At 62.2% G+C, this 23,607-nt stretch carries 23 protein-coding genes and 2 pseudogenes; 9 read left to right on the forward strand and 16 right to left on the reverse strand.

The window, feature by feature from the left end; genetic code table 11:
- Positions 1 to 31: 31 nt before the first annotated feature.
- Both P5W99_RS27445 and P5W99_RS27450 read right to left on the reverse strand, forming a co-directional pair.
- The gene (locus P5W99_RS27445; RefSeq protein WP_421027920.1) at positions 32 to 595 is read right to left on the reverse strand and encodes an isochorismatase family cysteine hydrolase; all 564 of its coding nucleotides are present in this window, start codon (positions 593 to 595) and stop codon (positions 32 to 34) included.
- Positions 596 to 700: 105 nt separating this feature from the next.
- A complete protein-coding gene (locus P5W99_RS27450; RefSeq protein ID WP_421027921.1) occupies positions 701 to 1,213 on the reverse strand; it encodes a lipocalin-like domain-containing protein in 513 nt (170 codons plus the stop codon).
- 234 nt (positions 1,214 to 1,447) lie between these two features.
- Between P5W99_RS27450 and P5W99_RS27455 the strand changes: the two genes are divergently transcribed.
- On the forward strand, positions 1,448 to 1,894 hold the full coding sequence (locus P5W99_RS27455) for a lipocalin-like domain-containing protein (protein WP_421027922.1): 447 nt from the start codon (positions 1,448 to 1,450) through the stop codon (positions 1,892 to 1,894).
- A gap of 42 nt (positions 1,895 to 1,936) precedes the next feature.
- Positions 1,937 to 2,121, forward strand: a pseudogene (locus tag P5W99_RS27460) (IS110 family transposase); the annotation flags it as partial.
- 116 nt (positions 2,122 to 2,237) lie between these two features.
- Here the strand turns inward: P5W99_RS27460 and P5W99_RS27465 are convergent.
- The 5 genes from P5W99_RS27465 to P5W99_RS27485 all read right to left on the reverse strand — a co-directional run bounded on the left by P5W99_RS27465 (position 2,238) and on the right by P5W99_RS27485 (position 7,604).
- Positions 2,238 to 3,218, reverse strand: coding sequence for a ketopantoate reductase family protein (locus P5W99_RS27465; protein ID WP_421027923.1), 981 nt, complete (start codon positions 3,216 to 3,218; stop codon positions 2,238 to 2,240).
- An 84-nt stretch (positions 3,219 to 3,302) separates the two neighbouring features.
- Positions 3,303 to 3,932, reverse strand: coding sequence for a fumarate hydratase C-terminal domain-containing protein (locus P5W99_RS27470; RefSeq protein WP_421027924.1), 630 nt, complete (start codon positions 3,930 to 3,932; stop codon positions 3,303 to 3,305).
- Positions 3,933 to 3,943: 11 nt separating this feature from the next.
- Positions 3,944 to 4,813: a fumarate hydratase gene (locus tag P5W99_RS27475; protein WP_421027925.1), complete on the reverse strand. Its 870-nt coding sequence runs from the start codon at positions 4,811 to 4,813 to the stop codon at positions 3,944 to 3,946.
- Positions 4,814 to 4,943: 130 nt separating this feature from the next.
- Entirely contained in the window at positions 4,944 to 6,119 is a 1,176-nt protein-coding gene (locus tag P5W99_RS27480; RefSeq protein ID WP_421027926.1) for a porin, read from the reverse strand.
- Positions 6,120 to 6,263: 144 nt separating this feature from the next.
- Complete coding sequence (locus P5W99_RS27485) at positions 6,264 to 7,604, reverse strand: MFS transporter (protein ID WP_421027927.1); 1,341 nt, start codon at positions 7,602 to 7,604, stop codon at positions 6,264 to 6,266.
- A 216-nt stretch (positions 7,605 to 7,820) separates the two neighbouring features.
- On the opposite strand from P5W99_RS27485, the gene P5W99_RS27490 reads away from it, so the two are divergent.
- From P5W99_RS27490 to P5W99_RS27520, 7 genes are all read left to right on the forward strand, one after another.
- On the forward strand, positions 7,821 to 9,008 hold the full coding sequence (locus P5W99_RS27490) for a CaiB/BaiF CoA transferase family protein (RefSeq protein WP_421028049.1): 1,188 nt from the start codon (positions 7,821 to 7,823) through the stop codon (positions 9,006 to 9,008).
- 45 nt (positions 9,009 to 9,053) lie between these two features.
- On the forward strand, positions 9,054 to 9,743 hold the full coding sequence (locus P5W99_RS27495; protein WP_421027928.1) for a carboxymuconolactone decarboxylase family protein: 690 nt from the start codon (positions 9,054 to 9,056) through the stop codon (positions 9,741 to 9,743).
- 102 nt (positions 9,744 to 9,845) lie between these two features.
- On the forward strand, positions 9,846 to 10,601 hold the full coding sequence (locus P5W99_RS27500) for a GntR family transcriptional regulator (protein WP_421027929.1): 756 nt from the start codon (positions 9,846 to 9,848) through the stop codon (positions 10,599 to 10,601).
- Positions 10,602 to 10,787: 186 nt separating this feature from the next.
- Entirely contained in the window at positions 10,788 to 11,405 is a 618-nt protein-coding gene (locus P5W99_RS27505) for a glutathione S-transferase N-terminal domain-containing protein (RefSeq protein WP_421027930.1), read from the forward strand.
- Positions 11,406 to 11,409: 4 nt separating this feature from the next.
- Complete coding sequence (locus P5W99_RS27510) at positions 11,410 to 12,318, forward strand: amidohydrolase family protein (protein WP_421027931.1); 909 nt, start codon at positions 11,410 to 11,412, stop codon at positions 12,316 to 12,318.
- 30 nt (positions 12,319 to 12,348) lie between these two features.
- A complete protein-coding gene (locus tag P5W99_RS27515) occupies positions 12,349 to 13,110 on the forward strand; it encodes an enoyl-CoA hydratase-related protein (RefSeq protein WP_421027932.1) in 762 nt (253 codons plus the stop codon).
- Between the two features lie 21 nt (positions 13,111 to 13,131).
- Positions 13,132 to 13,596 carry a hypothetical protein gene (locus tag P5W99_RS27520; protein WP_421028059.1) on the forward strand — a complete coding sequence of 155 codons (465 nt, stop codon included), beginning with the start codon at positions 13,132 to 13,134 and terminating at the stop codon, positions 13,594 to 13,596.
- On the opposite strand, the gene P5W99_RS27525 is transcribed toward P5W99_RS27520, so the two are convergent.
- From P5W99_RS27525 to P5W99_RS27565, 9 genes and pseudogenes are all read right to left on the reverse strand, one after another.
- A complete protein-coding gene (locus P5W99_RS27525) occupies positions 13,575 to 14,738 on the reverse strand; it encodes a M20 aminoacylase family protein (protein WP_421028050.1) in 1,164 nt (387 codons plus the stop codon). The two genes, P5W99_RS27520 and P5W99_RS27525, sit on opposite strands and share 22 nt — an antisense overlap.
- Positions 14,739 to 14,831: 93 nt before the next feature.
- Complete coding sequence (locus P5W99_RS27530) at positions 14,832 to 16,289, reverse strand: aldehyde dehydrogenase family protein (RefSeq protein ID WP_421027933.1); 1,458 nt, start codon at positions 16,287 to 16,289, stop codon at positions 14,832 to 14,834.
- Positions 16,286 to 16,459: pseudogene (locus P5W99_RS27535) on the reverse strand (FAD-dependent oxidoreductase); the annotation flags it as partial. The gene P5W99_RS27530 and the pseudogene P5W99_RS27535, both read right to left, overlap by 4 nt.
- Positions 16,460 to 16,588: 129 nt before the next feature.
- The gene (locus tag P5W99_RS27540) at positions 16,589 to 17,914 is read right to left on the reverse strand and encodes an NAD(P)/FAD-dependent oxidoreductase (protein ID WP_421046662.1); all 1,326 of its coding nucleotides are present in this window, start codon (positions 17,912 to 17,914) and stop codon (positions 16,589 to 16,591) included.
- A 2-nt stretch (positions 17,915 to 17,916) separates the two neighbouring features.
- A complete protein-coding gene (locus P5W99_RS27545) occupies positions 17,917 to 18,651 on the reverse strand; it encodes a cupin domain-containing protein (protein ID WP_421027935.1) in 735 nt (244 codons plus the stop codon).
- 118 nt (positions 18,652 to 18,769) lie between these two features.
- Complete coding sequence (locus P5W99_RS27550) at positions 18,770 to 19,261, reverse strand: helix-turn-helix domain-containing protein (RefSeq protein ID WP_434665297.1); 492 nt, start codon at positions 19,259 to 19,261, stop codon at positions 18,770 to 18,772.
- 23 nt (positions 19,262 to 19,284) lie between these two features.
- On the reverse strand, positions 19,285 to 20,562 hold the full coding sequence (locus P5W99_RS27555) for an NAD(P)/FAD-dependent oxidoreductase (protein ID WP_421028051.1): 1,278 nt from the start codon (positions 20,560 to 20,562) through the stop codon (positions 19,285 to 19,287).
- 197 nt (positions 20,563 to 20,759) lie between these two features.
- Entirely contained in the window at positions 20,760 to 22,634 is a 1,875-nt protein-coding gene (locus P5W99_RS27560; RefSeq protein ID WP_434665300.1) for an ABC transporter ATP-binding protein, read from the reverse strand.
- Positions 22,634 to 23,590: an ABC transporter permease gene (locus tag P5W99_RS27565; RefSeq protein WP_421027938.1), complete on the reverse strand. Its 957-nt coding sequence runs from the start codon at positions 23,588 to 23,590 to the stop codon at positions 22,634 to 22,636. The genes P5W99_RS27560 and P5W99_RS27565 overlap by 1 nt, the downstream gene beginning before the upstream one ends.
- Positions 23,591 to 23,607 lie beyond the last annotated feature (17 nt).

Below are 23,607 nucleotides of genomic sequence, written 5' to 3' on the forward strand. Positions count from 1 at the left end.
TGTGCGGGTGCCAAGCCTGCCGCACGAACATCTACGCGAGCAATCGCAAGGCATCGCCGAGCGACAACACCGTTGTGCGCGAATCGAATGCGGTGGCGAACAGATGTTCATGCACGAGCGGATCCGGGTCGTAACAACACTCCTTGACCGTGTACAGGCGGAAGTCCGCGTCGCTTGCATACGCGACCGAAGACAGCACGACACCGGTCGACGCGATGCCGACCATGATCAGCGAATTGATTCCTTTTGCCGAAAGCCGCACCTCCAGATCGGTGCCGAAGAATACGCTGGCGCGGTGCGCGACGATGAGCGGTTCATGGGCCTGCTGGCCCAATTCCGGCGCGGTCCGGTCATCGACAAAGCGGCGCAGTTGTTTGATGCCCTGTCCATTCTTGTTCAGCGGGCTGACTTCCGGATAGCCCGGACTGAACCGTAAGTTGGCGAAGTAAATTCCAACGCCTTTCGCCCGCGCGGCGTCGCAAAGTTTGCGCGTATTGGCCAGCAAGTCTGGCGCAACCGATGGAAAGAGCCCGAGAATATCGGTCTGGTAATGCATGACGACAAGCGCGGTTTGCGCCGGCGCGATTGCGTCCATTTGCGCATCTCCTTTAGGCCGATAAATAATACTTCATGCTGTCGTATCGATAACGATCATTCGCGTGGCCCGGTGCGCAGAGCTACCCAATTGAACGCGAATGCATCATTTGAGGCGCCGCAGGACCACTTCGGCCGTGCCACCGCTGGAAGCCGACGTCGTCCATTTGAGTGTGTCTCCGCTGATCACAAATGGCCGCTTTTGCTCGGCTCCATTCCAGTTCGGAAACGTGCTGGCGGCGACATGGAAAGTGATCGTCTTGTCAGCTTCGTCCACGGTGTATGTACCGAAGTGAGCGATCGATCCTTGCACGACGGACCTGTTTTCCTCGGGCGTGCCCTTCATCCGGTTGCCGGACTCAAACTTTGCGATGTCGGCGCGAGATGTCATCAGAATATAGTGCCCACGCCCGTCGAAGATCGCGAGTCCTTGCGGATTGGTGCCGAACATGGGTTGCCGGCTGCCGTCCGGGTGCACGGTATCGACCGATACGTAGGCCCACGTTCCGACGACCTGTTCATTCAGCGTTTCCGCTCGGGCGGCGACGCCTGTGTATGAAATCGTCATACCCAGCAACACCGCCAAAGTATGGCGGGTGAAAGCGCTCACTTGACTCATCACGCTTCTCCTCGAGAGTACGTTCGTCGTGTTTCCGCTGTTTCGAACACCGCAAAGATCGCTTATCGAGTGGCTTCAAGGTCACCTTGCAACGGATTAATCTCATCCGCAATGACCAGTATGGGACAACGCGCCTATGCGGACTATATTAGTTTTCATGCTGGTCAGCGCATTCGCTCGCGCGGCAACGATATTTCTCCCGATTCGCCCATTGGGCTGAAAGGAGCGGCAACCATGTCTGACAAGCAAGACAACCCATTGCGCACGAAGATCCTCGGCACCTGGCGCATGCACGCCTGGACGCGCCGGGTAGTCGATACCGGCGAGCTAACAGATGCACTCGGCCCGCATCCGTTCGGTTTCATCAACTACTCCGCGGACGGACGGGTGATGGTCTTCGTGCTCAAGAGCGGGCGCCTCGTACCCGCCTCAAGTCGGCCGACCAATGAAGAGAAAATCGCGCTCTTCGATTCGATGTTTGCCTACGTCGGAACATACGTCGTGGAATCCGATCGGGTTATTCATACCCTCGACGGCAGCTGGAACGAGCTTTGGACAGGCACGCAACAGATCCGCTTCATTACCCTTCAGGGAGCGCAACTCGTCTACCGCACGCCGGAAACCATTGATCCGATGGATGGCCAGCTCTGCACCTACGAGGTCACATTTTCCCGGGAATAAGGAAGCCCTTGCGACCCAGAAAGCGGAGTTTCACCGTTCGAGCGTATGGACAAACCGCGCGCCAACACCGCGGGGCCCACAAGCTCGCCCGCATGGTCTATTTCATGCTGACGCGCGGTGAAGCGTTCGTTGACCAGGGGCGACAGCGTTACGAGGAACAGCAAAGGCAGCGCAGCATCCCGGCCCTCAGGCGACATGCCTCCGCCGTCGGATTCCAGCTCCAGTAGTCCTCCCGCGCGCGTAAGGACTGCCCCAATGATTCCGAAACGCAAGACTGTCAATAATTACAGGCGGATGGTCCAGTCACGCGCCTCGCCGCGTGCTTGCAGCAACTTCCTAACGATCACGATACAGCAATCCCCAGACCACTAGCACGCGCTTTGGCTATCGCGTAAACCGCGTTCAGCAACGGTGCCGACTGTTTCACTTCGCCCGCGATTGACACAACACTTCCAAGAATCGCTTCCAGCTCGATCGGCTTCCTGGCCTCCCAGTCCTGGAGCATCGATGTTTTGACGTGTCCGAGCCGGCGAGTCAGCGCGATCCGTTGTTTCGGCTCTACGGTTAGGTCTATCCCGATCCTACCTCCTAAATCGATTGCTTCTTGCATCATGGATTCGAAAAGCGCATTAATGTTCGGGTCGTCAATGAGCTCATCCGTTGCACGCTCAGCTAGCATGCTAACCGGATTGAAGCAAAGATTTCCGAGTAGTTTCAACCATATCTCGTTGCGGATGTCGCGAACAGCGGTGGCGTCAAATCCTGCGTCGCTCATGGCTTCCGCGATCATCTTTATCCGCTCGCTGGACGCACCGAACGGCTCTCCGAACGCGACGCGGTTTCCAGAAGCATGCCTCACTACGCCCGGCTCTAACGTCGAGCAGGACGGGAATACAACGCAGCCTACAATCTGGTCAATCGGCAGCGCCGCTTCGAGGCGTCCCTCGGGATCCACGGCTTCCAGGCGCAATCCCGAGAGCGGAACAGACTCCGAGAGGAAAAACCACCAGGGAACGCCATTCAGTGCTGGAATGACAATGGTGTTTGGGCCGATTAAGGGCTTGGCCTGTTGAGCCGCTTTCGGTAGTGCGGGAGACTTAACGGTAAAGATCACAACGTCCTGTTCCCCAAGAACCTCCGCGTTATCGCTTGCCTTGGGCCGGGTGTGAATCGTCTGCCCATCACTTTGTAGAGTCAGCCCCCGGTTATCAATCGCAAAAAGCGTTGCGCCGCGTGCGACCACACTTACATCGTGACCGGCTTTCGCCAGGCGTGCGGCAAAGAAGCCGCCGATTGCGCCGGCGCCCACTACACAAATTCGCATGTTCTTCCTTTCCTTAAAGCGCCGCAGTACTCGCTGCTATTAAAAATGTACCGGAGTGCTTCAGGCGATGTTACCAACGATTCCTTACTCGTATGAGCCGGCTTGGCGTTCGTCTTGAAGAGTCGTCAGGATTTCCGGGAGTTTAGAAAGGGCATTTTGAGTAAGCCCCTCATAGACGCTGTTGCCATGCACGTCTATCCCAACAGTCAGCGGACCGAGGTTTTCGACTCTTACTTTAACTAGCCGGTAGTGCGTGATGAGATCTTTCCAATACACGCCTGTGACTTCGCGGATCGCTTCAGACAGCAATGCGCAACCACCTCCCAGGAACGATAGGTATATACACCCAGCCTCCTTCATGGCTTGAACGCTTTCGAGATCAAGCCCGCCCTTACCACCAGTGAGACGCAAGCCAAGCCCACGAATCAATGTTGGCATGTATTGGTTGAAGCGCGTACTGGTCGTGGGGTTGAGATACAGCATCTCGTACCCATCATCATTTTCACGGGTCATGCTTCCTACGTGAAAAAGCGTGCCACCAGAGAAGTCGAGCGGAAGTGGCTTTTTGTCGTTGACGAACTCCGTGAGGCGCTGATAGGTGGGAAGCCCAGCCGATACGACAATCTCTCCGCTCAAATAGACGAGGTCACCTACCGATAGATCCCGTACTGAGCTGTCGTCGAGCGGCAGATGAAGATGGTGTGTCTTGAGCATGATTTATCGTCCTATTCAATTACCGTGACTTCGCCGTCGTTGCTGATACGCACCCGCGTACGACGATCGATCCAGCAATTGAAGCACACGGCTACAGGGGTGAATCCATGTCCTGCGGCGTAATTGATGTGGACCGCCATGGCAGTGGTATCGCCACCGGTACCCATAGGACCAAAACCCGTAGAGTTGATCGCCTTTAGCAGGCGCTCTTCCATAGTGGCCAGAATCGGCTCAGGATTTTCTTCCTCCATCCGGCGAAACGTAGCTTCCTTGGCCATCTTGGCGGCATAGTCAAAACTTCCGCCAATTCCCACGCCTACAACCACAGGCGGACAAGCCTGTGAGCCAGCGCGAATGACCGTGTCCAGAATGAACTTCTCGATGGTCTCCAAGGATGGGAACGTAAAGATCTCGAGAGCCGCCCAACGCCCGGATCCTAACGCTTTAGGAGAGCAGGTGATATCAATGTAGTCGGCGTCGTCAATGACGTCGAACGTGATAATTGGCATATCCTTACCCTCGTAACTGCGCTCGAGAGTGAGGGGATTCGTTATATGCTGCAGTAGCGGAGGGTTAATTGTGTTGGTCAGTTCCTTGAACCCGTCACGAATTGCTTTTTTGACACTTCCCTCGAAAGTCACTTGTGATCCGATTCGCACGAGGTAGGCGGGAAAGCCCGCATCCGAGCATACGAAGTGGTTGCGTGATTCTGCAGCCTCGGCGCTCTTGAGCATGATGGTCAGCGTATTTCTGGCAACTTCGCTGCGTTCTCGTGTGTGGGCAGCGCTGAGAGCGCGCCTGGCATCTTCCGGGACCCGTCTGAGCGAGCGGTCATACATCTGCGCCGTCACTGCTTTCAACTGATCGTATGAGATCGCCACGATCTTCTCCTTTCTTTCGGGTATTTGTTGCTTAAAGTTTCCGCTCGAAAACCGCTTACGCTCGATTTACTATGCCAGGCCGCATGTTGCATACCGGACCATGCTGTATCTGAGCGTCTTCATGCCGTCGTCAGAACTTGTGACGCAGGCCGATACGTACCATGGTAACGCTGTCCGATGAGGATGGCGTCAGAACGTTGATGGCCGCAACCGCCTTATGGTTTGTCGAATCGACACCTGAGGCGTGCTGATAGACGGCCGTTAAATAAACGTCCGTTCTCTTGGACAAGAAGTAGTGCGTGCTGGCCTCGGCTTGGTGGTAAGTCGCCCCTTCATTGACGTTGTTCGAGCTACCCTTGGTGTAGTCGTAAGCAACGCCCGCCATCCACGCAGGCGTGATGTGATAGCTGAAGTTCACCTCGGCGTTGTTGAATGTCGCATTTCCCGCATATCGGCTCGGGTTTGGCCCAGAGGTCGTATCGCCCATGTCACGGAATCTGATATTTGAATACGTTGCGCCGAAAGTGGCGGCGCCGTATGTGTATGACGCGCCTGCACCGATGTCCTGATAGGAATGCGCCGAGAGGAAACCGCGATAAACGGGCGATGTTGCATTGGCCACGGTGGCCGTTGCAGTCGTCGCGGAGTTGCCTCCGAACAAGCTCGTGTTGGGGTTCCGGGCATTGAGATAGGCGACACCGAGGGAGAGCGGGCCGCGCGTGTAACCGGCGCCGAATGACCAAATCTGATTACGCGTCACGTCACCAGCTACACCTCCGAGACTGTACGTGCCGCCGAATGAGAAGCCAGCGTAGTCCGCACTCCTGAACTTCATCGCGTTATTGCTTCGGAAGCTGTAATTGAAGTTGTCAAGGTCACCCGGATGGGCCGAGACGTAGCCGCCCCACTGGTTGCTCACTGAGTACTGACCCAGGAAGTCGGTGAGCGCGTCATACTGTCGGCCGAATGTCACGGTACCGTACGTGCTGGAGAGCCCGACATAGGCTTGCCGGCCGAACATCAGGCCCCCTTGGCCGAGTCGCCCGTTCGTGATGTCGAATCCATTTTCCAGCCGGAAGATCGCTTTAAGCCCCCCGCCGAGATCCTCGCTTCCTGAAAGTCCGAACCGACTTCCCTGATTAACGCCGCTCACCATGGCAAACAGGCGTCCGCCATTGGCGTTCGACTGATAGTTGAAGCCGGCATCAACAATGCCGTAGAGCGTAACGCTGCTTTGACCATACGCGGCAGTGGCGAAGGCGCTGAGCGCCGCGAGCGCGCAAAGCGAGCAGGAATGCTTTTTCATTAACAGTCTCCAAGGTTTGGTTTTATATGGGCGTGGGCAAGCCTCCGCCATCAGAGAGACCGAAAAGCGGTGCCTCACGTTGATAGTTACGTAATGGTGTTGTGAAGCGATGCCGAGGATCGATCCTCGGCTCTGCGGGGCTGCTCAGACGTTTTTCGTCTTGTTCGGCGTGTCGTGACGACCCACCGCGACGACAGTAACGGCGCCAATCAGCATCAGGGCTGCAAGGTAATACTGGCCCGCGGCGAGCGTGTGTGTGGTCTGGTTGAGCCAGCCGATGATGCCAGGGCTGACGAGGCTGCCAAGTCCAGCAAGCGTGCTGATCAACGCAATCCCACCCGCGGCGGCTTCTTTGCTCAGATAGAGGCTGGGCATGGACCAGAACGGTCCCATTGCGGAAAACGTACCGGCTGCGGTCACGATCAATGCGACGACCGACAGCGCAGGATTTGCCGACACTAGCGGCAGAGCGGCCCAGCCCACCGCTGCGACCAGACCAGAAAGCGCGGCGTGCCAGCGGCGCTCCTTGCGCGCGTCGGAGTGTCGAGCCACGAGGTACTGACAGACGAAGCCAGCGATGAAGGGGAGCGACGACAATACGCCGATCGTCCACACATCGGTAATACCAGTTCGGTTGATGATTGTAGGCAACCAGAAGAAAACGTTCGACGCGCCGGCGAGGAGCGCGACACCCATTCCTGTCAACAGATAAAAACGAGGCGAGAGCAGCGCCTTTCCGAAGGACTTGTGGGCGTTGACGCTGCTCGCCTCGCGGTCGGCACGCAAATCGCGCTCAATGACGGCGACCTCGTCCGACGAGAGCCATGGCGCATTAGCTGGCGTATCATGCAGCCGCCGCATCACGACGAAGATCAGCAGCAACGGCGGCATACCTTCAATCAGAAAAAGCCATCGCCAGCTGTGCAGCCCAGCAACACCATCCATCGTGTGCATGATGATGCCCGACAGTGGGCCGCCGATCACACCCGCAATAGGAATGGAGGCCATGAAGAGGGCGGTAAAGCGTGCCCGGCGGGAGACCGGCACCCAGTAGGTGAGGTAAAGCAGAATGCCGGGGAAGAGTCCTGCCTCGGAAGCGCCGAGCAGAAAGCGCCAAAGATAATAGCCGTTCTGACTGTTCATGGCGGCCAGCCCGGCCGAACACACTGCCCAAAGAACCATGATCCTGAGAAATGTCTTTCGGGCGCCGATTTTTGCTAGCAGCATGTTGCTCGGAATCTCGAAGAGCATGTATCCGGCGTAAAAGATGCCGGCCCCAATTCCGAACACTGTCTCAGAAAGCCCCAAGTCGCGCAGGAAGCTCAGCTTCGCGAAGCCGACATTGGAGCGATCGATAAAAGCAACGATGTACAGCAGCATGAGAAGCGGCATTAAGCGCCAGAGCAGCTTCTTATAGACGGCGTTTTCCGTCGTAATACCAGCGGATAGGTTGCCAGTCGGCGAGGTGGATGTCTGGATGGTCACTGCTGTCTCCGTCTTTGAACAGGCTCGATGCGAGCAAGCGCACTCGGTAGCCGAATTAGAGACCTTGGACATATACAAGTCAATAACATGACCTATAGGGTTTTTACGGGCGGTGTCGGGGCCCAGAAACAGACAAAATACGACGCATGGATCGTGACGTACGTTGAAACGACAACGAGTCGTCACGCGAACTATCGATTGGAATGGGAAAAGATCATGAGTGGACCCCTCTCTCACGTCAGAGTGCTCGACCTCAGCCGCATCATGGCTGGCCCCTGGAGTGGCCAGATCCTTGCGGACCTCGGCGCCGACGTCATCAAGGTGGAACGCCCCGAAGTCGGGGACGACACCCGCAGTTGGGGGCCGCCGTTCCTGAAAGCAAGCGATGGTACGTCGTCGAAGGAGTCAGGCTATTTTCTGTCCGTGAATCGGGGCAAACGCTCGGTCGCAGTTGACCTGGCGACCCCTGAGGGACAGGAAACCGTACGTGCGTTGGCGGCGCAGTGCGACGTTGTGCTTGAGAACTTCAAGGCCGGCGCCCTGAAGCGTTATGGCCTTGCCTACGACGACTTGAAGGCAGTCAGGCCGGACCTGATCTACTGCTCGATCACGGGTTTTGGTCAAGATGGCCCGAAGTCGGAAAACGCCGCCTACGACTTTATGATTCAGGCGATGGGCGGGCTGATGAGCGTGACGGGCGAGCGTGACGACGAACCGGGGGGCGGCCCGCAAAAGGTTGGCGTGCCGATCGTCGACATCATGACGGGCATGTACGCAACGGTCGGCATTCTCGCCGCGCTCGCAAGGCGCAACGAAACGGGCGAAGGCGAGTACATCGATGTGGCGATGCTCGACGTTCAGGTCGCGTTTCTCGCCAATCAGGCGATGAACTATCTTGTCTCGGGCAAGACGCCGGCTCGCAACGGCAACAAGCATCCGAACATCCAGCCGCAGGACGTGTTCAAGTGCCGGGATGGCTATCTGGTCCTCGCGGTTGGTAACGACGGCCAGTTCCGCAAATTCTGCGACGTCATCGCGCGTTCCGAACTGGCTGACGACGAGCGCTTTGCGACCAATGCCCAGCGCGTGCGTAACCTTCCGGCGCTGCTCGCGATCATTCGCGAAGCGCTGCTTAAAGACGACCTCGCGGTCTGGCTCGCCAAACTCGATGCCGCCACGGTGCCGTGTGGGCCGATCAATACGATTCCAATGGTTTTCGAAGACGCTCAGGTCAAGCACCGCGAGATGCTGCGCCATCTTCCTCATCCGGTCTCCGGCACAGTGCCTCAGGTGGTGAGCCCGATTCGGCTGCGCAATGCACCGTTGAGCTTCGACCGCGCACCCCCGACGCTCGGGCAGCATACGGACCAGGTGTTGAGTGAACTTGGCATTACGCGCGCGTGAAGCGGGCGATGCAGACCAAATGACATTAATTTGCAAGGACTGAACGTGGCACGCATTCCCCTTTTTTCTCCCGAATCGATGACTGCCGAACAGGAGCGCGTCTATCGGGCCGTCGTCGACGGACCACGCGGGACGGTCGTCGGCCCCTTGCGCGCTGCGCTTCATCGCCCCGAGCTGGCTGACCGCTGGCAACGCTTTGGAGAAATCCTGCGTTACGGGACAACCTTGCCGGCGCGATTGAATGAACTGGCGATCGTTGTCACGGCGCGTCGCTGGAACAGCCAACTCGAATGGCATATACACGCCGAGGCAGCCCTGCGTGCCGGTCTGAGCCAAGCCGTGCTGGACGCAATCAGGACAGGCGCCCAGCCAGCATTTGATGACGCGGAAGAAGCTGATATTTACGAATTCGCGCGACAGCTGCAACAGACCGGCAATGTCGATGAGGAGGTCTACCAGCGTGTCATGCATCGATGGGGCAACGTCGGTGTAGTTGAGCTTGGAGCGGTGATTGGTTACTACACGCTCGTGTCGATGACGCTCAACGTCCACCAGATCCCGTTGCCCGACGATGTGTCGCCGCCGCTCGCGCCCCTGCCCCATACGAACGGATCAGGCGAGGCGCTGCCAACTCTTGCGCGTTGTTCCTTGTCATGTCCGCCATCCGATGCGGAAGCCGGAAACGGGGACGAATCTGCTTTCCCGTCTGGTCGGACAGCCGAAAAAAGTCAGTAGGCTAGACTACCAGTTCTTTGGATTAAACTATGAGGGCTCGCGGGCGCGGGCTGCTCTCGGCAGTCGCGCTGGAAGAGCCACTTGACATCATCCGGAGTTGGAATGAGCACAGAGGCGGCCCTGAAGGAACCAGCCATTGATTTCAGCCTGAGCGGGGTAGCCCGCTACATCCAGCTTGCGACGCTCTTCAGGAGGCGCATTGAGTCGGGTCAATGGGGTGTCGGCACGCAGATTCCGACAGTCGATGAACTGGCCGAAGAATGCGCCGTCGCTCGCGCCACGGTCCGGCAGGCGCTTGACATCCTCGAGGAGGACAAGCTCATCGAACGCTTTCGGGCCAAGGGTACCTTCGTCACTCAGAAGCCACAGAGCCAGCTCTGGTGCGAGGTGCCTACCGACTTGTCCGGCCTGCTGCTCGCCGCGGAGGGGGCCAGCATCGAATTGCTGAAGTCCGAAAAGGGCGTCATGCCCACCAACATCCTGCACACCGGCGGCAAGCTCGCCCCTTCCTATCACCACTGGCGCCGACGCCATTCACGCGAAGGCCAACCCTATTATCTCGGCGATGCGTATATTGACGAGCGCCTGAGCCGCCGCATCCCGAAGTCCGCGTTCAAGCAGTACACGACCATGCGAATCCTGCGCGATATGCCAGACCTCAAGCTTCAGGAGATTCGCCAGACAATTACGATCGGCACCGCCGACATGGAATTATCGCGGATGCTGCAGATCCCGCTCAATGCGCCTGTTGCTCATGCCTATCGCACTGCAACCGATGCTGATGGAAACATCGTTTTCGTAGGCAACGGCGTGTATCGGGGCGATGTCATCCGCCTGGATATTAAGGTCACTCTCTAAGTCTTATACGGGGCGCCGCCAGGCGCGGCGCTCGCAGTCCTCGTATCAGTGTTTTCACCCATGAGTTTTTCGGTGCCATTAGGTCAAAAGGCCATATAATTGCCCTAACACGAAAGCAGGTCGTATCGCTGCACAATGACCTGGCCGAGTTTCGTGTGTTCCTCAACGCTCCTCAAGGACAAGCACATGAAACTGCATTGGTCGCCGCGCTCGCCGTTCGTCCGCAAGGTGATGGTATGCGCGTACGAGGCGGGTATCGTCGACAAGTTCGAATGCGTGCGTTCTCCAGTGGCAATGGATAAACCCAACCTCGATCTATTGCCCGACAACCCGTTGAGCAAGTTGCCTACGCTCGTTCTCGACGATGGATTCGCTCTGTTCGACTCATCGGTCATCTGCGAATACCTCGACACGTTGCACGCTGGTGCGAAGCTCTTTCCGGTCGAGGGTCGCGAGCGCTTCGTCGCGCTGCAACAACAGGCTTTTGCTGACGGCTTGCTCGACGTGTTGCTGCTCTGGCGCCAGGAGCGCAACAAGCCTCAGCCGCAACAGCGCCCGGAGTGGCTCGCAGCTTTCAAGGTTAAGTCGACTGCGTCGCTCGATGCGTTGGAGAAACTGGCGCCTCAATTACGGCTTGACGCGATCCAGATCGGTGATATCGCCATAGCTTGCGTACTCTCCTACTACGACTTCCGCCTGCCCGATGCGCAATGGCGCAACGGCCATCCGATGCTCGCAGCGTGGCATGCGCGATTCGCCGAGCGCGACTCGATGCGCCGCACCGAACCTGGCGATGGGGAGTGAAGCCATGAGCGTTTTTATGGATCCCCTGCGCCCCGTGGAGGTCGTGCCCGCGCGGATGCCGAGTGCACCGAGTCTGCCGCTTCCCGAGGACGCCTGCGATGCGCATTCGCATGTTTTCGGTCCGTACCGGGATTTTCCGTTTGCGACACCGTCCAGTTACCCGCCGCCGCTCGCGCCTTCAACCACCTATTTCGCCATGCTGGACACAATTGGCGCCAGACGCGGCGTGCTCGTTCAGCCGGCGCCGTACGGCACCAACAATGAGGCGCTCGTGGCGGCGCTCAAGGCGGGTGCCGGAAGGATTCGCGGCGTCGCAGTCGCACAGCGAGATGTGACCGAGGATGAGTTGCAAAACCTCCATAACAGTGGCGTACGCGCACTGCGTTTTAATGAAATGCCGAGTCCGCAGACGGGTAAACCGTTCGCGGGCAGTGTCGGGCTGGAGGTTGCGCTGTCGCTTGCGAGCCGCATGAAGGCACTCGATTGGCACGCTCAGGTTTGGGCGCAATGCTCCGACGTTCCCACCATTACTGAGAACCTCCAGCGGGCGGGATTGTGCGTGGTCTTCGAACACATGACGTGTTTCGATCCATCGCTCGGGACCAGCCATCACGACTTCCGGAACATCCTCGCACTGCTGCGCGAGGGACGCATCGGCGTAAAACTGGCTCTGTGTCGGGTGTCGAGGCGAGCCCCGCACTATGAGGATCTGCGTCCATTCCACGATCTGATGGTCGAAGCGAACGCGCAACAGCTCGTATGGAGTTCAGACTGGCCTTACGTCCGAATGGGCGATGCTGCGCCGGACGTGGCCGACTTGCTGGATACATTCCATGACTGGGTGGATGACGCTTCGTTGCGTAAGACCATCCTTGTCGATAACCCCGCACGCATTTACCGGTTTGACGCTTGATTGCACTAGTCACTTCCCGAAAGGCAACCCATGTCACTGATTCTTGAAAAGCGCGATGGCGTCGCGATCGTTACCATTGACCGGCCGCCGGTCAACGCACTCACCCTCGCGCTCTATGGCGAAATCGCCGATGTGTTCGAAAGCCTCGGTAATGAACTCGATGTCCATTGCGCCATCTTCACCGGTGCGGGCAATCGCGCTTTTTGCGCAGGCCTGGACCTGAACGAATTCTTGAGCGCAACACCCGAGCAGGACCCCGAACGCGCGGCCATCGTGCGCAGGACGTTCTCCGCCGTCTACCGTTGCCCGATTCCCGTCATCGCCGCTGTCAACGGTCCGGCGCTTGGTGCCGGTTCCGTACTGGCCACAGTGTGCGACATTCGCATCGCTGCGAGCAATGCACGTTTTGGCACGCCCGAGATCAACGTGGGCCGCTGCGGTGGTGCGGCTCATCACGGCCGCCTTATTCCGCAGGGCGCGCTGCGTCGAATGTATTTCACGGGCGAACCGATCGGAGCGCAGGAAGCGTTCCGGCTGGGACTGATCGATGAAGTCGTTGAGCCCGAAAACCTGATGCCCGCGGCGCTGAAGCTCGCAGCGAAGATCGCCGCCAAAAGCCCGCTCGGATTACGTTACGCAAAGCAGGCGCTTAACGACATCGAATCGATGCCGCTCGAAGCCGCTTACGAGCACGAGCAGGGTTACAGCACAAAGCTCATGTACACCGAGGATGCGCGCGAAGCGACGCGGGCATCGGTAGAGAAGCGGCCGCCGGTCTTCAAGGGCCGATAATCTACTGACATTGAGGCTCTTATGGACACGTCAGATTCGGGTATCGCAGAAAACGTGCGCTGCGAACGTCCTGAGCCCTCAGTCAATCGTAGCGGGGATCAGAGCCCTGTTGCCGAGATCCTCCTGATCGACGCCAAGTGTCAGATTGCATGCGGTTATGCCTGTTGTATCAGGTGTGGGCCAGGGGCGAGCGGCGTGCCCGGTCGTGGGACGCAGTGCGGCCACAACCGGGCAGCCAGCGAATTCCGCGAGGCGGATCTCGAAACCGCCGCGTTCACGATCTTCCTTCACCCGCGCGGGCTCGGGTGCGCGGCGGCAATCGACGATCATCTGAACCGCGGACGCAATATGGACGCACGCACGCCGGCCTCCCAGTGTACGAGCGCCCTGCTGTCGAGCGGTGCGCATCGAACACAGCACGATGCCCCGCCCATTCAGCCGGTCTATGACGCCAAATCGGCGCATCAAGGCGATGGCTTGAAGTAATGCTGCGCCAACGCAACCCAATACCGGACGCCGGCCGAAATGATGTCGTCGTTGAAATCGTATCTTGGGTGATGCAGTGCCGGCGCGGCCGCGCCGTCCCGCGTATTGCCGATCAGCACGTAAGCGCCCGGCCGCTCCTCCAGCATGAAGCCGAAGTCTTCGGACGTCATATTCGGCGGCACGTCGCGGTACAGGCGCTGGTCTCCGAACGTGTCGCGAATCACCGCTTCGCACAGCGCCGTCTCGGCTGGCGTGTTGACCGTGGCCGGGTAGTACTGAAAAAACTCCACGTCGACCAGCGCGCCATGAGCCGCGGCTAGCCCCTCGCACGCAAGCTGGACGTTGCGCTGCAGCTTCTGCTGCAACTCGGACGACAGCGTGCGAATCGTGCCGCGCAACTCGGCAGTGTCCGGAATGACGTTGTCCGTCGTACCCGCATGGAACATACAGACGGAAATGACGGCCGGATCGACGGGATCCTTGTGTCGCGCGGCGATGGTCTGACACTGCAGCACCATCGCGCACGCGAGCGGTACCGGATCGATGCCCAGATGCGGCTGCGCTGCATGCGCGCCCTTGCCCGTTACCGTAATCCTGAAGCGGGAGCCCGCGGCCATGATCGGGCCGGTGCGCAGCCCGAAATGCCCGGCGGGCAAGCCGGGCCAGTTGTGCATGCCAAACACCGCTTCGGTGGGATATTGCTCGAACAGGCCGTCGTCGATCATCTTGCGGGCGCCCGCGCCGCCCTCTTCTCCGGGCTGAAACACGAAATGAACGGCGCCCGGCAATTGCGGCAGTTCCTTCAGGATGCGCGCGGCGCCCAGCAACATGACGGTATGGCCGTCATGCCCGCACGCGTGCATGATCCCGTGCGTGCACGATGCGTGCGCGAAGTCGTTGGCTTCGCGGATTGGTAACGCATCGAGATCGGCGCGCAGCACGATGCCGCGGCCCGGATCCGCACCGCTCAGGCTCGCGACGACACCCGTGCCGCCCAGCCCGCGCGACACCGAATACCCGAGCGCTTCAAGCTCGCGAGCGACGACGCCGGCCGTTCTGTGCTCCTCGAACCGCAGCTCGGGATGCGCATGCAGATCGCGGCGCAGTCCGGCCCAGTGCGCTTGATGCGCGCTCAGCGACATTTCGGAATCAACGGAGTCTTCCAATTTAGGCACCTTCGGAAAGTCGATGGCTTACATCCTGTACTGTCGGCGCCTTTGCGCGCAGCGGCCGCGTCAGTCGTAGTATCCGAGGATCGACTTGACCTCCATGTACTCCTCCATCCCTTCGATCCCGTACTCGCGGCCGTTGCCCGATTGCTTGTATCCGCCGAATGGCGCCTGCGGATCCCACGCCGGATAGTTCAGATGCACCTGCCCCGACCGGATGCGCGCGGCCACCGCGCGCACGCGTTCCATGTCCGTGCCCTGCACATGCGCGCCGAGCCCGTACACCGTGTCGTTCGCGATCGCGACGGCTTCGTCAACGGTGTCGTAAGGCAGGATCGCGAGGACCGGACCGAAGATCTCCTGCTGCGCGATCGTCATGTCCGTGCGCACGTCGGAGAATATCGTCGGTCGCGCATAAAAGCCCTTGTCGAAGCCCGCAGGCCGCCCCGGTCCACCGGCGATCAACCTGGCGCGTTCGTCGAGGCCTACGTCGATCATCTGCGCGACCCGCCCGAACTGCGCGCGATTGGCGAGCGGCCCATGCGTCGTTGCTTCGGCGAAAGGGTCGCCGACGATGAGCCGCTGCGCTGCCGCGATGGCCTGTTCTTCGACCGCGCCGAGCACGTTGCGCGGCACGATCATGCGGGTCGGCGCGCTGCACGACTGCCCCATGTTCCGGAACGCGGCGGCCACGCCCGGCGCAATAGCCCGCTCCAGGTCCGCGTCCGGCAAGACGATGTTCGGCGACTTGCCGCCGAGCTCCTGCGCGACGCGCTTGACCGTCGGCGCAGCCGCCTGCGCAACCAGCACGCCCGCCCGCGTCGATCCGGTGATCGACACCATGTCGACCTCAGGGTGCGCCGCAAGTGCAGCGCCTACCTCCGCACCGCTGCCGCTCACAAGGTTGAATACGCCGGCGGGCACGCCCGCATCGGCGATCACTTCCGTGAACAGCAGCGCGCTGAGCGGCGCTAGCTCGCTCGGTTTGAGCACCACCGTACAGCCGGCGGCAAGCGCCGGCCCGACCTTAGCGGTGATTTGATAGATCGGCCAGTTCCATGGCGTGATCAGCGCGCACACGCCGATCGGCTCGCGCGCAATCGCGGTAGTCCCCCGCCGCGTGACGAACGAGTAGCTCGCGAGGTTGTCGCGCGCAACCCGGATATGTTCGGCTGCGAGCGGCACATGCGCGGCACGCGCATAGCCGATGGGCGCGCCCATCTCCATGGCGAGCGCGGTGGCAAACAGTTCCGCACGCTCGATGATCAACGCATGAATGCGGTCGAGCAGCGCGGCGCGCTCTTGCGGCGAAGTAGCCGACCAACGCTCGAACGCCCGGCGCGCAGCGCTTGCGGCCCGGTCGGCGTCGCGCGCGCTGCCGAGCGGGATCTCGCACAGTGTGCCCTCGGTGGAAGGGCACACGACCGCGAACCGGTCGCCGCCGTCGGGCACGCTCCAATCGCCATCGATGAAGAACCGGTCCAGCCTTCCGGCTTGCATCAGGTGAATCACGGGAGAAGTCATTGCAGGATGTCCTTGAGTCGATAGCACGCTCCGCCGAACGGCAGAAACCAGGGCTTTCCGAAGTGACCTGGAATCGCCGGCCAGTCAAAGCCCGTCCACGTATTGAGACCGGCGCGCCTGCCCATGATCTCCGCCATCAGCGTCGCCATGTGCGTGCCGTAGCTCACGAATGGCTCGCACGTATCCAAGCCAGCATGAGCCGAAATGCATGACAAACTCCGGGGCTGGCGGACTGGTGCGAGCCCATTCGATCCGCCTCATCCCGAGGCCGCCACCGTCATCCGCGTGACGGCCCCGCCCTAGAAATCGGCGACCTTACCCCACGAGGAATCGTTGAACCGGCCCGGCTGATACGGCACCGGGTCGACCAGCGGTTGCGCGCCGGTCGCGAGATCCGCGATGAGGTGCCCGGCGCCCGGTCCTATCCCGAAACCGTGGCCCGAAAAGCCCGCAGCGAGGATCAGCCCCGGCACGCCCGGCACCTCGCCGATGCCCGGCACGCCATCCGGCGTGCTGTCCACGAACCCGGCCCATGCGTGCGTGATCTTTGCGTCGCGAAGTTCGGGCAGGAGCTCGACGGCGCGGCGGTACGTTTCGTGGATCGTCCGCATGTCGGGCTTCGGATCCAGGATGCGTACTGCCTCCATCGGCGTGGGCGCATCGAGGCGCCAGCGCTTCAGCGATTCATGGCCGCCGCGCATCCCTTCGAGGCCGCCCGGCAGTAGATTGCGCCAGCGCTTCGCGAACATCGGCACGAATTGCGGCGCAAAGCGCAGGAACTGTTGCGTCAAGTCCACGCGCGCGCGGCCGCTGATTGCCAGGGCGTAGCGTCCGTCGCTGCGGCGCGTAACGGAAACGCCGGACGTGTACAACGCATCCGGCAGCGGATGCTCGACGGGCGAAACGCTCAGGATCGACTGACGGATCGAGGCCTGCGGAAAACGGATGCCGAGCTGGCGGCAGAACGACGACGCCCATGCGCCACCGGCGAGCACGACCGTCCTGGTCTTGATGACGCCCGCCTCCGTGACGACGCCGCTGACACGCCCGCCCTCGAGTTCGATGCCGCGCGCCGCGCAGTGCTGATGGACACTGCCGCCGAGCTTCATCAGTGCGGTGGCCACGGCGGGTGCGGCCTTCCCCGGGTCGGCCGTGCCGTCGCTCGGCGAGAATACGCCGCCTTTCCACTGCCGCCCGGTCGCGTGCCCACGCTCGGTGGCCTGCTTGCCGTCGAGCATGTACGTTGTCACGCCCGCGGTCTTCGCGAATTCCCCCCAGCTGGCCCAGCGGGACAGCTCGGCGTCGTCATTGCTCAGATACAACAGCCCGCAGCGATGAAAGCCCGTGTCTTCGCCGGATTCGGCAGCGAATCGCTCCCACAAATCGATGCTCTTGCTCGCCATCGGCAATTCGCGCTCGTCGCGGTTCTGCTGCCGGCACCAGCCCCAGTTGCGGCTCGACTGTTCCGCGCCGATTCGCCCTTTCTCGACGAGCGCGACCGACACTCCGCGCCGGGCGAGGTAATAGGCGGCAAAGACGCCGATGATGCCGCCGCCGATCACGACGACATCGGCCAAAGCGGGCGGCGTGGCCGGAGTTGCGATATGGTGCAGCGGAGGGGACATGTTCAGTCTCGCTCGGTGGATGCATCGACGTTCTGCGCGACGTAGAACTTCACCACGCGTTCGCTGCTTTCCCAACCGATCGATGCACCCCGCGGCACGAACAGCGCGTCACCGGCACCGAGCGACAGTACGCTGCCATCGGGCGCGGCGAACCGTACGCCGCCGTCGAGGAGGAGCATGAACTCGTTCACGCGATGCGCGCGGACGATCCGGTGATAGGGCGTCGAATCCCACGTGCCCGCGCAGTACGCGGCGCCGTCGTCGACGAACACGTTGTCGCTGCGGCATTGCGGCGCCGGGCCGAGCAGCACCTCCGCCGGCAGCGTTGCGGACGGTTTGAAGTCGGCGTCGGCATGTAGCGCAAAGAGGCCGCGCTTCGTCGGTGTCGTGCATGCGGCCGCGCAGAACATCAGCAGCACCCGCGATTGCGCGGCGATGCGAAGCGCGGTGCCGCCGCCGATGACGGCGCCTTCTCGCGGGCCGAGCACCAGCGGCGCGGCCCCGGCCGCCTCGAGCGTCAGCTCGCCTTCGACGACGATGATCGTTTCAATGTGCGGAAAGCTCCGCACATCGAGCTCACCGACGAAGCCGATACGCCCCGCGGCCATCGCGTCGGGTCCCTCCCATGCAATCTCCCGGTATTGCGCGAACGGATCGCTCTCGCCGAACGCATGCTTGCGCAATGCGGTTGAAGAAGGTGCGCCGTCGGCACGGTGCAACACGAAAGCTGCCGTCATTTCTGCTCCTGTGCAGTGCGTGACGGTCTGACTGAAAACGCCACGCAATATCGGAAATCGTTGTTCGCCGGCTCTCCTGCCGGAACTCTTCAGGTGTACATACTATCTGTGATCGTTCTTACGCCGCGTGACACGTCGCTTCACGGCCTTCTGCGCACGTGCGCGTTGGCGACATGCGCGTTGGCGACATGCGCGTTGGCGACGTGCGCGTTTGCGACGTGCACGTTTGCGACAGGCTCGCCGTCGCGCGGCCTTCCCGCGCGGCTACGTAATCGCGCGGCGTGATCCCTAGCACCCGCCGGAAATGTCGGCACAGATGGCTCTGATCGAAGAAGCCGACGTCGGTCGCGACAACCGACGGCGCGAGACCGGCGCGCAACAGGTCCTGCGCACGCCGTACCCGCACGAGGCACAGATACCTGTGCGGCGACAACCCGGTTTCGCCGCGAAAGCGCGCAGTGAAACGCGACACGCTCAAGCCAGCTACCGATGCGAGTGTGTCGAGGTTCAGCGGCTGCGCGAACGATGCGTCGATCGTGCGCAGCACATCGCCGATCGCCGGCGATATGGGCCGCGCGGCACGAGCCAGGCCAACGAATTGCACTGTCATATCGAATCCTCCCGGCGCTCGTTTCAGTGCAGGAAATCCTGCATCCGGTAGTACGCGCCGACGAACGGCAGGAACCACGCGTGGCCGAAATGGCCGGGCATCGCGGGCCAGTCCAGCTCGCGCCACGGATTCGACGCGGCCGCGCCATACAGCACATCAGCCATCACGCGGCCCATATGCACGGACATCTGCACGCCGTGGCCGCTGTAGCCCATCGAGTAGTAGAGCCCGTCGTGCTGGCCCGCGCGCGGAAGGCGGTCGGCGGTGATGTCGACCAGCCCGCCCCAGCAGTATTCGAGCCGCACGTTGGCCAGTTCCGGGAAATAGCCGGCCATACCAGCACGCAGGATCTCGCCGCTTCTCGCGTCGGAGCGCGGGCTCGACATGGCGAAGCGCGCGCGGCCGCCAAACAGCAGCCGGTTGTCGTGCGTCACCCGGAAGTAGTTGCCGATCTGGCGGGACGTCACATACGCACGGCGGTTCGGGAACAGCCGGTTCAGCTGCGCGTCGGGCAGCGGCTCGGTGACGACGATGAAACTGCCGACCGGCGCGATGCGTCGCCGGAACCACGCGAACGGCCCGTGCTGCGATGCGCCGGTCGCGACCAGCACACGATCGGCGACGATCGTGCCACGCGTGCAGGCGACCGTATGGCGCTCGCCGTCGAGCCGCTCGAGCTGCGTGACGGCAGCGTGCTCGAAGATTCGTGCGCCGGAGCGCACCGCCGCCTGCGCCAGGCCGACGCCGAATTTGCCCATGTGCATCTGCGCGCCGTTGCTCTGCAAGAGCCCGCCGTAGAAACCGTTGGAATCGACTTCATCGCGGATCCGCGACGGCTCGATCAGTTCGATGTCCGGATCGACGTCCCGTCGCAACAGCTCGAACGTCTTCGCGAGTCCTGCGAAATGCTGCGGCTTCGCAGCGAGCTTCAGCTTGCCCGCACGCCGGAAGTCGCAGTCGATCGCATGTTCTGCGACGATCGACTCGACGCTCTTCACTGCGCTCTCGTATGCGCGATAGAACTGCTTCGCCGGCTCGGCGCCGAGTCGCGCGACCAGCGACGCGTAGTCCTGCGCAACGCCGGTGTTGCACTGGCCGCCGTTGCGGCCCGATGCTTCGCCCGCGATCTGCGCGGCCTCCAGCAGGACCACCGATGCGCCGCGCTGCGCGAGCGCGAGCGCCGCCGACAATCCGGTGAAGCCACCGCCGATCACGACCACGTCCGCACGCCCTTCGACGGGCCCTTCGCTGCCGGCCCCAAACGCGGGGCGGGTATCCAGCCAGTACGATTCCAGTTTCATCGAATCCTTCTCGATCATTCGTGCGACGACCATCGGCGACCGTCCATTGCAAGCCATTTAATCACTGTCCAAAAGCGCAGTTGCCGCGCATTTGCGCGCGGAACGCGTACAAATCGCCGTTTTGCGCGATCGCCGCAGCAGACTATGCGGAACGCCGGCTGCCGCGGCACGCGCGGTGACAAGCGGCGTATCGCACCCTACGGATGCACCGGCTGCACCGGCGCGATGCCAACCTGAAGCGGCTCGGCCTGGAAGCGCGCGAGATCTTCCTCGCTGCGATGGCACAGCACCTGCGCACCGTTCGCGAGCGTGCGCAGCGCCGGCGCCGTCCGGTTGCAGACGCCGTCCACCCGCATCGCGCAGCGCGGCAAGAACGAGCACAGCTCGGTGTCAACTGTGCTCGCGCCGATCGGCACCAGCGGCCGGTGGCAACGCTCGCCGGCTTCGTCGAGCCAGCCCGCGCGCAGCTCGGGCGCAGACGACACGAGCAAGTGCGAATACGGGTGGTAAGGCGGCGCACACAGCGCGTCGCGGCTGCCGGTTTCGACGCGGCGGCCCGCGTACAGCACGACGATGTCGTCGCTGATCGCGCGCACCTTCGCAATGTCGTGCGTGATGAACACGTACGACACGCCGAGCTTCGCCTGGAGCTCGCGCAGTAGATCCATGATCGCGGCTCCGACCACGGTGTCGAGCGCCGACGTGACCTCGTCGCACAGAATCAGGTCGGGCTCGGCCGCGAGCGCGCGTGCGAGGTTCACGCGCTGCTTCTGGCCGCCGGACAGCTCGCCGGTGCGCCGCGCTGCGACCGCCTGCGGCAGCCGCACCAGTTCGAGCAGCTCCGCAACGCGCTGCCGCGCGCGCGCGCCCCTGATCCCGTGATAGAACGCGAGCGGCCGCGCCAGCGTGCGCTCGACCGTATGCACCGGATTGAGCGCGGTATCGGCGTTCTGGAACACGATCTGCACGCGGCGGTGCTGCTCTTTCGTGCGCTTGCCGATGTCGAGCGCAAGCGGTTCGCCGTCGAGCAGGATCTGCCCGCCCGTCGCCGGCACGAGCCCCGCGATCACCTTCGCGAGCGTCGTCTTGCCGGAGCCCGATTCGCCGATCACGCCGACCGTCTGTCCGCGCCCGATGCGCAGGTCCACTTCGTGCAAGATCACCTTCGCGGGCCAGCCGTTCGCGGCGCGGCTGCCATAGCCGGCGATCACACCGCGCACATCGAGCAGCGGGCCCGGTGCGGCGGGCGTCGGTTTCTCATCTCGTTGCGCATCGCTCGGCGTGACCGCCGCGATCAGGCTCTGCGTGTAGGGGTGCGTCGGCGCATGCAGGATCTGTTCCGTATCGCCGGTCTCGCGGATCACCCCGTCGCTCAGCACCACGATCCGGTCGGCCATTTGCGCGACCACGGCCAAGTCGTGCGACACGTACACCGCGCTCATCCCGCAGCGCCGGATCACGTTCTTGAACGCCTGCAGCACGTCGATCTGCGTGGTCACATCGAGCGCGGTGGTCGGTTCGTCGAGGATCACCAGCTCCGGGTCGGTGATCAGCGCCATCGCGGCCATCAGCCGCTGCAGTTGCCCGCCCGACACCTGGTGCGGATAACGCTTGCCGATCGTCTCCGGCTCGGGCAGCGCGAGCGCGCGAAACAGCTCGACCGCCTTCGCCTGCGCTTCGCGCTTCGTCAGCGTCCGGTGGATCAACGCGCTCTCGATCACCTGGTCGAGGATCGTGCGCGACGGGTTGAACGCGGCAGCCGCGCTCTGCGCGATGTACGCAACCTTGCGGCCGCGCAGCGCGGTCAGCGCCTGCGCCGGCAGCCTGCAGACGTCGATGCCGCCGAGCTTCACCGAGCCGCCGGCGATGCGGCAGCCGGCACGCGCATGGCCCATCAGCGACAGCGCGATCGTTGTCTTGCCGGAGCCCGACTCGCCGATCAGCGCGAGCACCTCGCCGCACCCGATGTCGAAGTCAACGTCGTGGACGATCGTCGTTTCCGCGCCGCCCGGACGGCCGCCGACCACGCGCAGCCCGCGAACCTCGACGAGCGGAGTCGATTGATTTCGCATCAGTGTTCTCCCGCGGCCACGGCTGCGCCCTTGCGGCGGCCGCGATGCGGCAGGCCGTCGATCAGGAGGTTGACCCCCACCGTCAGGATTGCGATCGCGACCGCGGGCATGATCGCGACGGCCGAGCCGTCGCCGAGGCTGGCGATGTTCTCGCGCACGAGCGAGCCGAGGTCCGCATACGGCGGCTGTACGCCGAGCCCGAGAAAGCTCAGGCCGCTCAGCAGCAGCACGACGAACGTGAAGCGTAGCCCGGTATCGGCGAGCATCGGGTGGATCATGTTCGGCAGCATCTCGACGCACGCGATGTACAGCGCGCTCTCGCCGCGAGCCCGCGCAACCTGCACGAATTCGAGCGTGCTGATGTTGACCGCCAGCGCGCGCGCGATCCGGTACGAGCCCGGCATGTAGCTGACCGCGGCGGTCAGGATCAGGAGCGGCAGCGACGAGCCGAACGCGGCGACGAACATCAGCGCGAACATCTTCGACGGAATTGACGTGAGCGCGTCGAGCAGTCGGCTCATCGTTTCGTCGACCGCACGGCCCGACACGGTCGCGAGCAACCCGAGCGTCGTGCCGGTCAGCGCGGCGAGCAGCACCGCCGCGAGCGCGAGCAGCACGGTGAGCCGCGTGCCGTACAGGATCCGGCTCAGCATGTCGCGGCCGAGAAAGTCGGAGCCGAACGGCAGCTTCGCGCTGAACGGCGCGAACACGTCCGACGTGACGATCTCGCCGACGTCGTGCGGCGCGAGCAACGGCGAGAACGCCGCGATGAACAGCATCAGGCCGACCATCGACAGCCCGACGCGGCCGCCGGCCGTCAGTTTCATGCGCGGCGCGCGGCGCCTGGGCGGCTGATCGGGGGAAGGCGCGGCCGGCGGCACGCCGCCCCGCGGCGGGGGGGGCTCGCTTGACGGCTGCAGCGTGCTGCTGCGTTGAACGGATTCGCTCGGGTGCATGGTCGGTATCTCTTTAG

This window comes from Paraburkholderia sp. A3BS-1L (genome assembly GCF_051125215.1).
Lineage (GTDB): Bacteria > Pseudomonadota > Gammaproteobacteria > Burkholderiales > Burkholderiaceae > Paraburkholderia.

Coding starts and splice junctions, on each gene's coding strand:
- P5W99_RS27445 (WP_421027920.1), bottom strand. CDS start 595: ATGGACGCAATCGCGCCGGCGCAAACCGCGCTTGTCGTCATGCATTAC.
- P5W99_RS27450 (WP_421027921.1), bottom strand. CDS start 1,213: ATGAGTCAAGTGAGCGCTTTCACCCGCCATACTTTGGCGGTGTTGCTG.
- P5W99_RS27455 (WP_421027922.1), top strand. CDS start 1,448: ATGTCTGACAAGCAAGACAACCCATTGCGCACGAAGATCCTCGGCACC.
- P5W99_RS27465 (WP_421027923.1), bottom strand. CDS start 3,218: ATGCGAATTTGTGTAGTGGGCGCCGGCGCAATCGGCGGCTTCTTTGCC.
- P5W99_RS27470 (WP_421027924.1), bottom strand. CDS start 3,932: ATGCTCAAGACACACCATCTTCATCTGCCGCTCGACGACAGCTCAGTA.
- P5W99_RS27480 (WP_421027926.1), bottom strand. CDS start 6,119: ATGAAAAAGCATTCCTGCTCGCTTTGCGCGCTCGCGGCGCTCAGCGCC.
- P5W99_RS27490 (WP_421028049.1), top strand. CDS start 7,821: ATGAGTGGACCCCTCTCTCACGTCAGAGTGCTCGACCTCAGCCGCATC.
- P5W99_RS27500 (WP_421027929.1), top strand. CDS start 9,846: ATGAGCACAGAGGCGGCCCTGAAGGAACCAGCCATTGATTTCAGCCTG.
- P5W99_RS27505 (WP_421027930.1), top strand. CDS start 10,788: ATGAAACTGCATTGGTCGCCGCGCTCGCCGTTCGTCCGCAAGGTGATG.
- P5W99_RS27510 (WP_421027931.1), top strand. CDS start 11,410: ATGAGCGTTTTTATGGATCCCCTGCGCCCCGTGGAGGTCGTGCCCGCG.
- P5W99_RS27515 (WP_421027932.1), top strand. CDS start 12,349: ATGTCACTGATTCTTGAAAAGCGCGATGGCGTCGCGATCGTTACCATT.
- P5W99_RS27520 (WP_421028059.1), top strand. CDS start 13,132: ATGGACACGTCAGATTCGGGTATCGCAGAAAACGTGCGCTGCGAACGT.
- P5W99_RS27525 (WP_421028050.1), bottom strand. CDS start 14,738: ATGTCGCTGAGCGCGCATCAAGCGCACTGGGCCGGACTGCGCCGCGAT.
- P5W99_RS27530 (WP_421027933.1), bottom strand. CDS start 16,289: ATGACTTCTCCCGTGATTCACCTGATGCAAGCCGGAAGGCTGGACCGG.
- P5W99_RS27540 (WP_421046662.1), bottom strand. CDS start 17,914: ATGTCCCCTCCGCTGCACCATATCGCAACTCCGGCCACGCCGCCCGCT.
- P5W99_RS27545 (WP_421027935.1), bottom strand. CDS start 18,651: ATGACGGCAGCTTTCGTGTTGCACCGTGCCGACGGCGCACCTTCTTCA.
- P5W99_RS27550 (WP_434665297.1), bottom strand. CDS start 19,261: ATGACAGTGCAATTCGTTGGCCTGGCTCGTGCCGCGCGGCCCATATCG.
- P5W99_RS27555 (WP_421028051.1), bottom strand. CDS start 20,562: ATGAAACTGGAATCGTACTGGCTGGATACCCGCCCCGCGTTTGGGGCC.
- P5W99_RS27560 (WP_434665300.1), bottom strand. CDS start 22,634: ATGCGAAATCAATCGACTCCGCTCGTCGAGGTTCGCGGGCTGCGCGTG.
- P5W99_RS27565 (WP_421027938.1), bottom strand. CDS start 23,590: ATGCACCCGAGCGAATCCGTTCAACGCAGCAGCACGCTGCAGCCGTCA.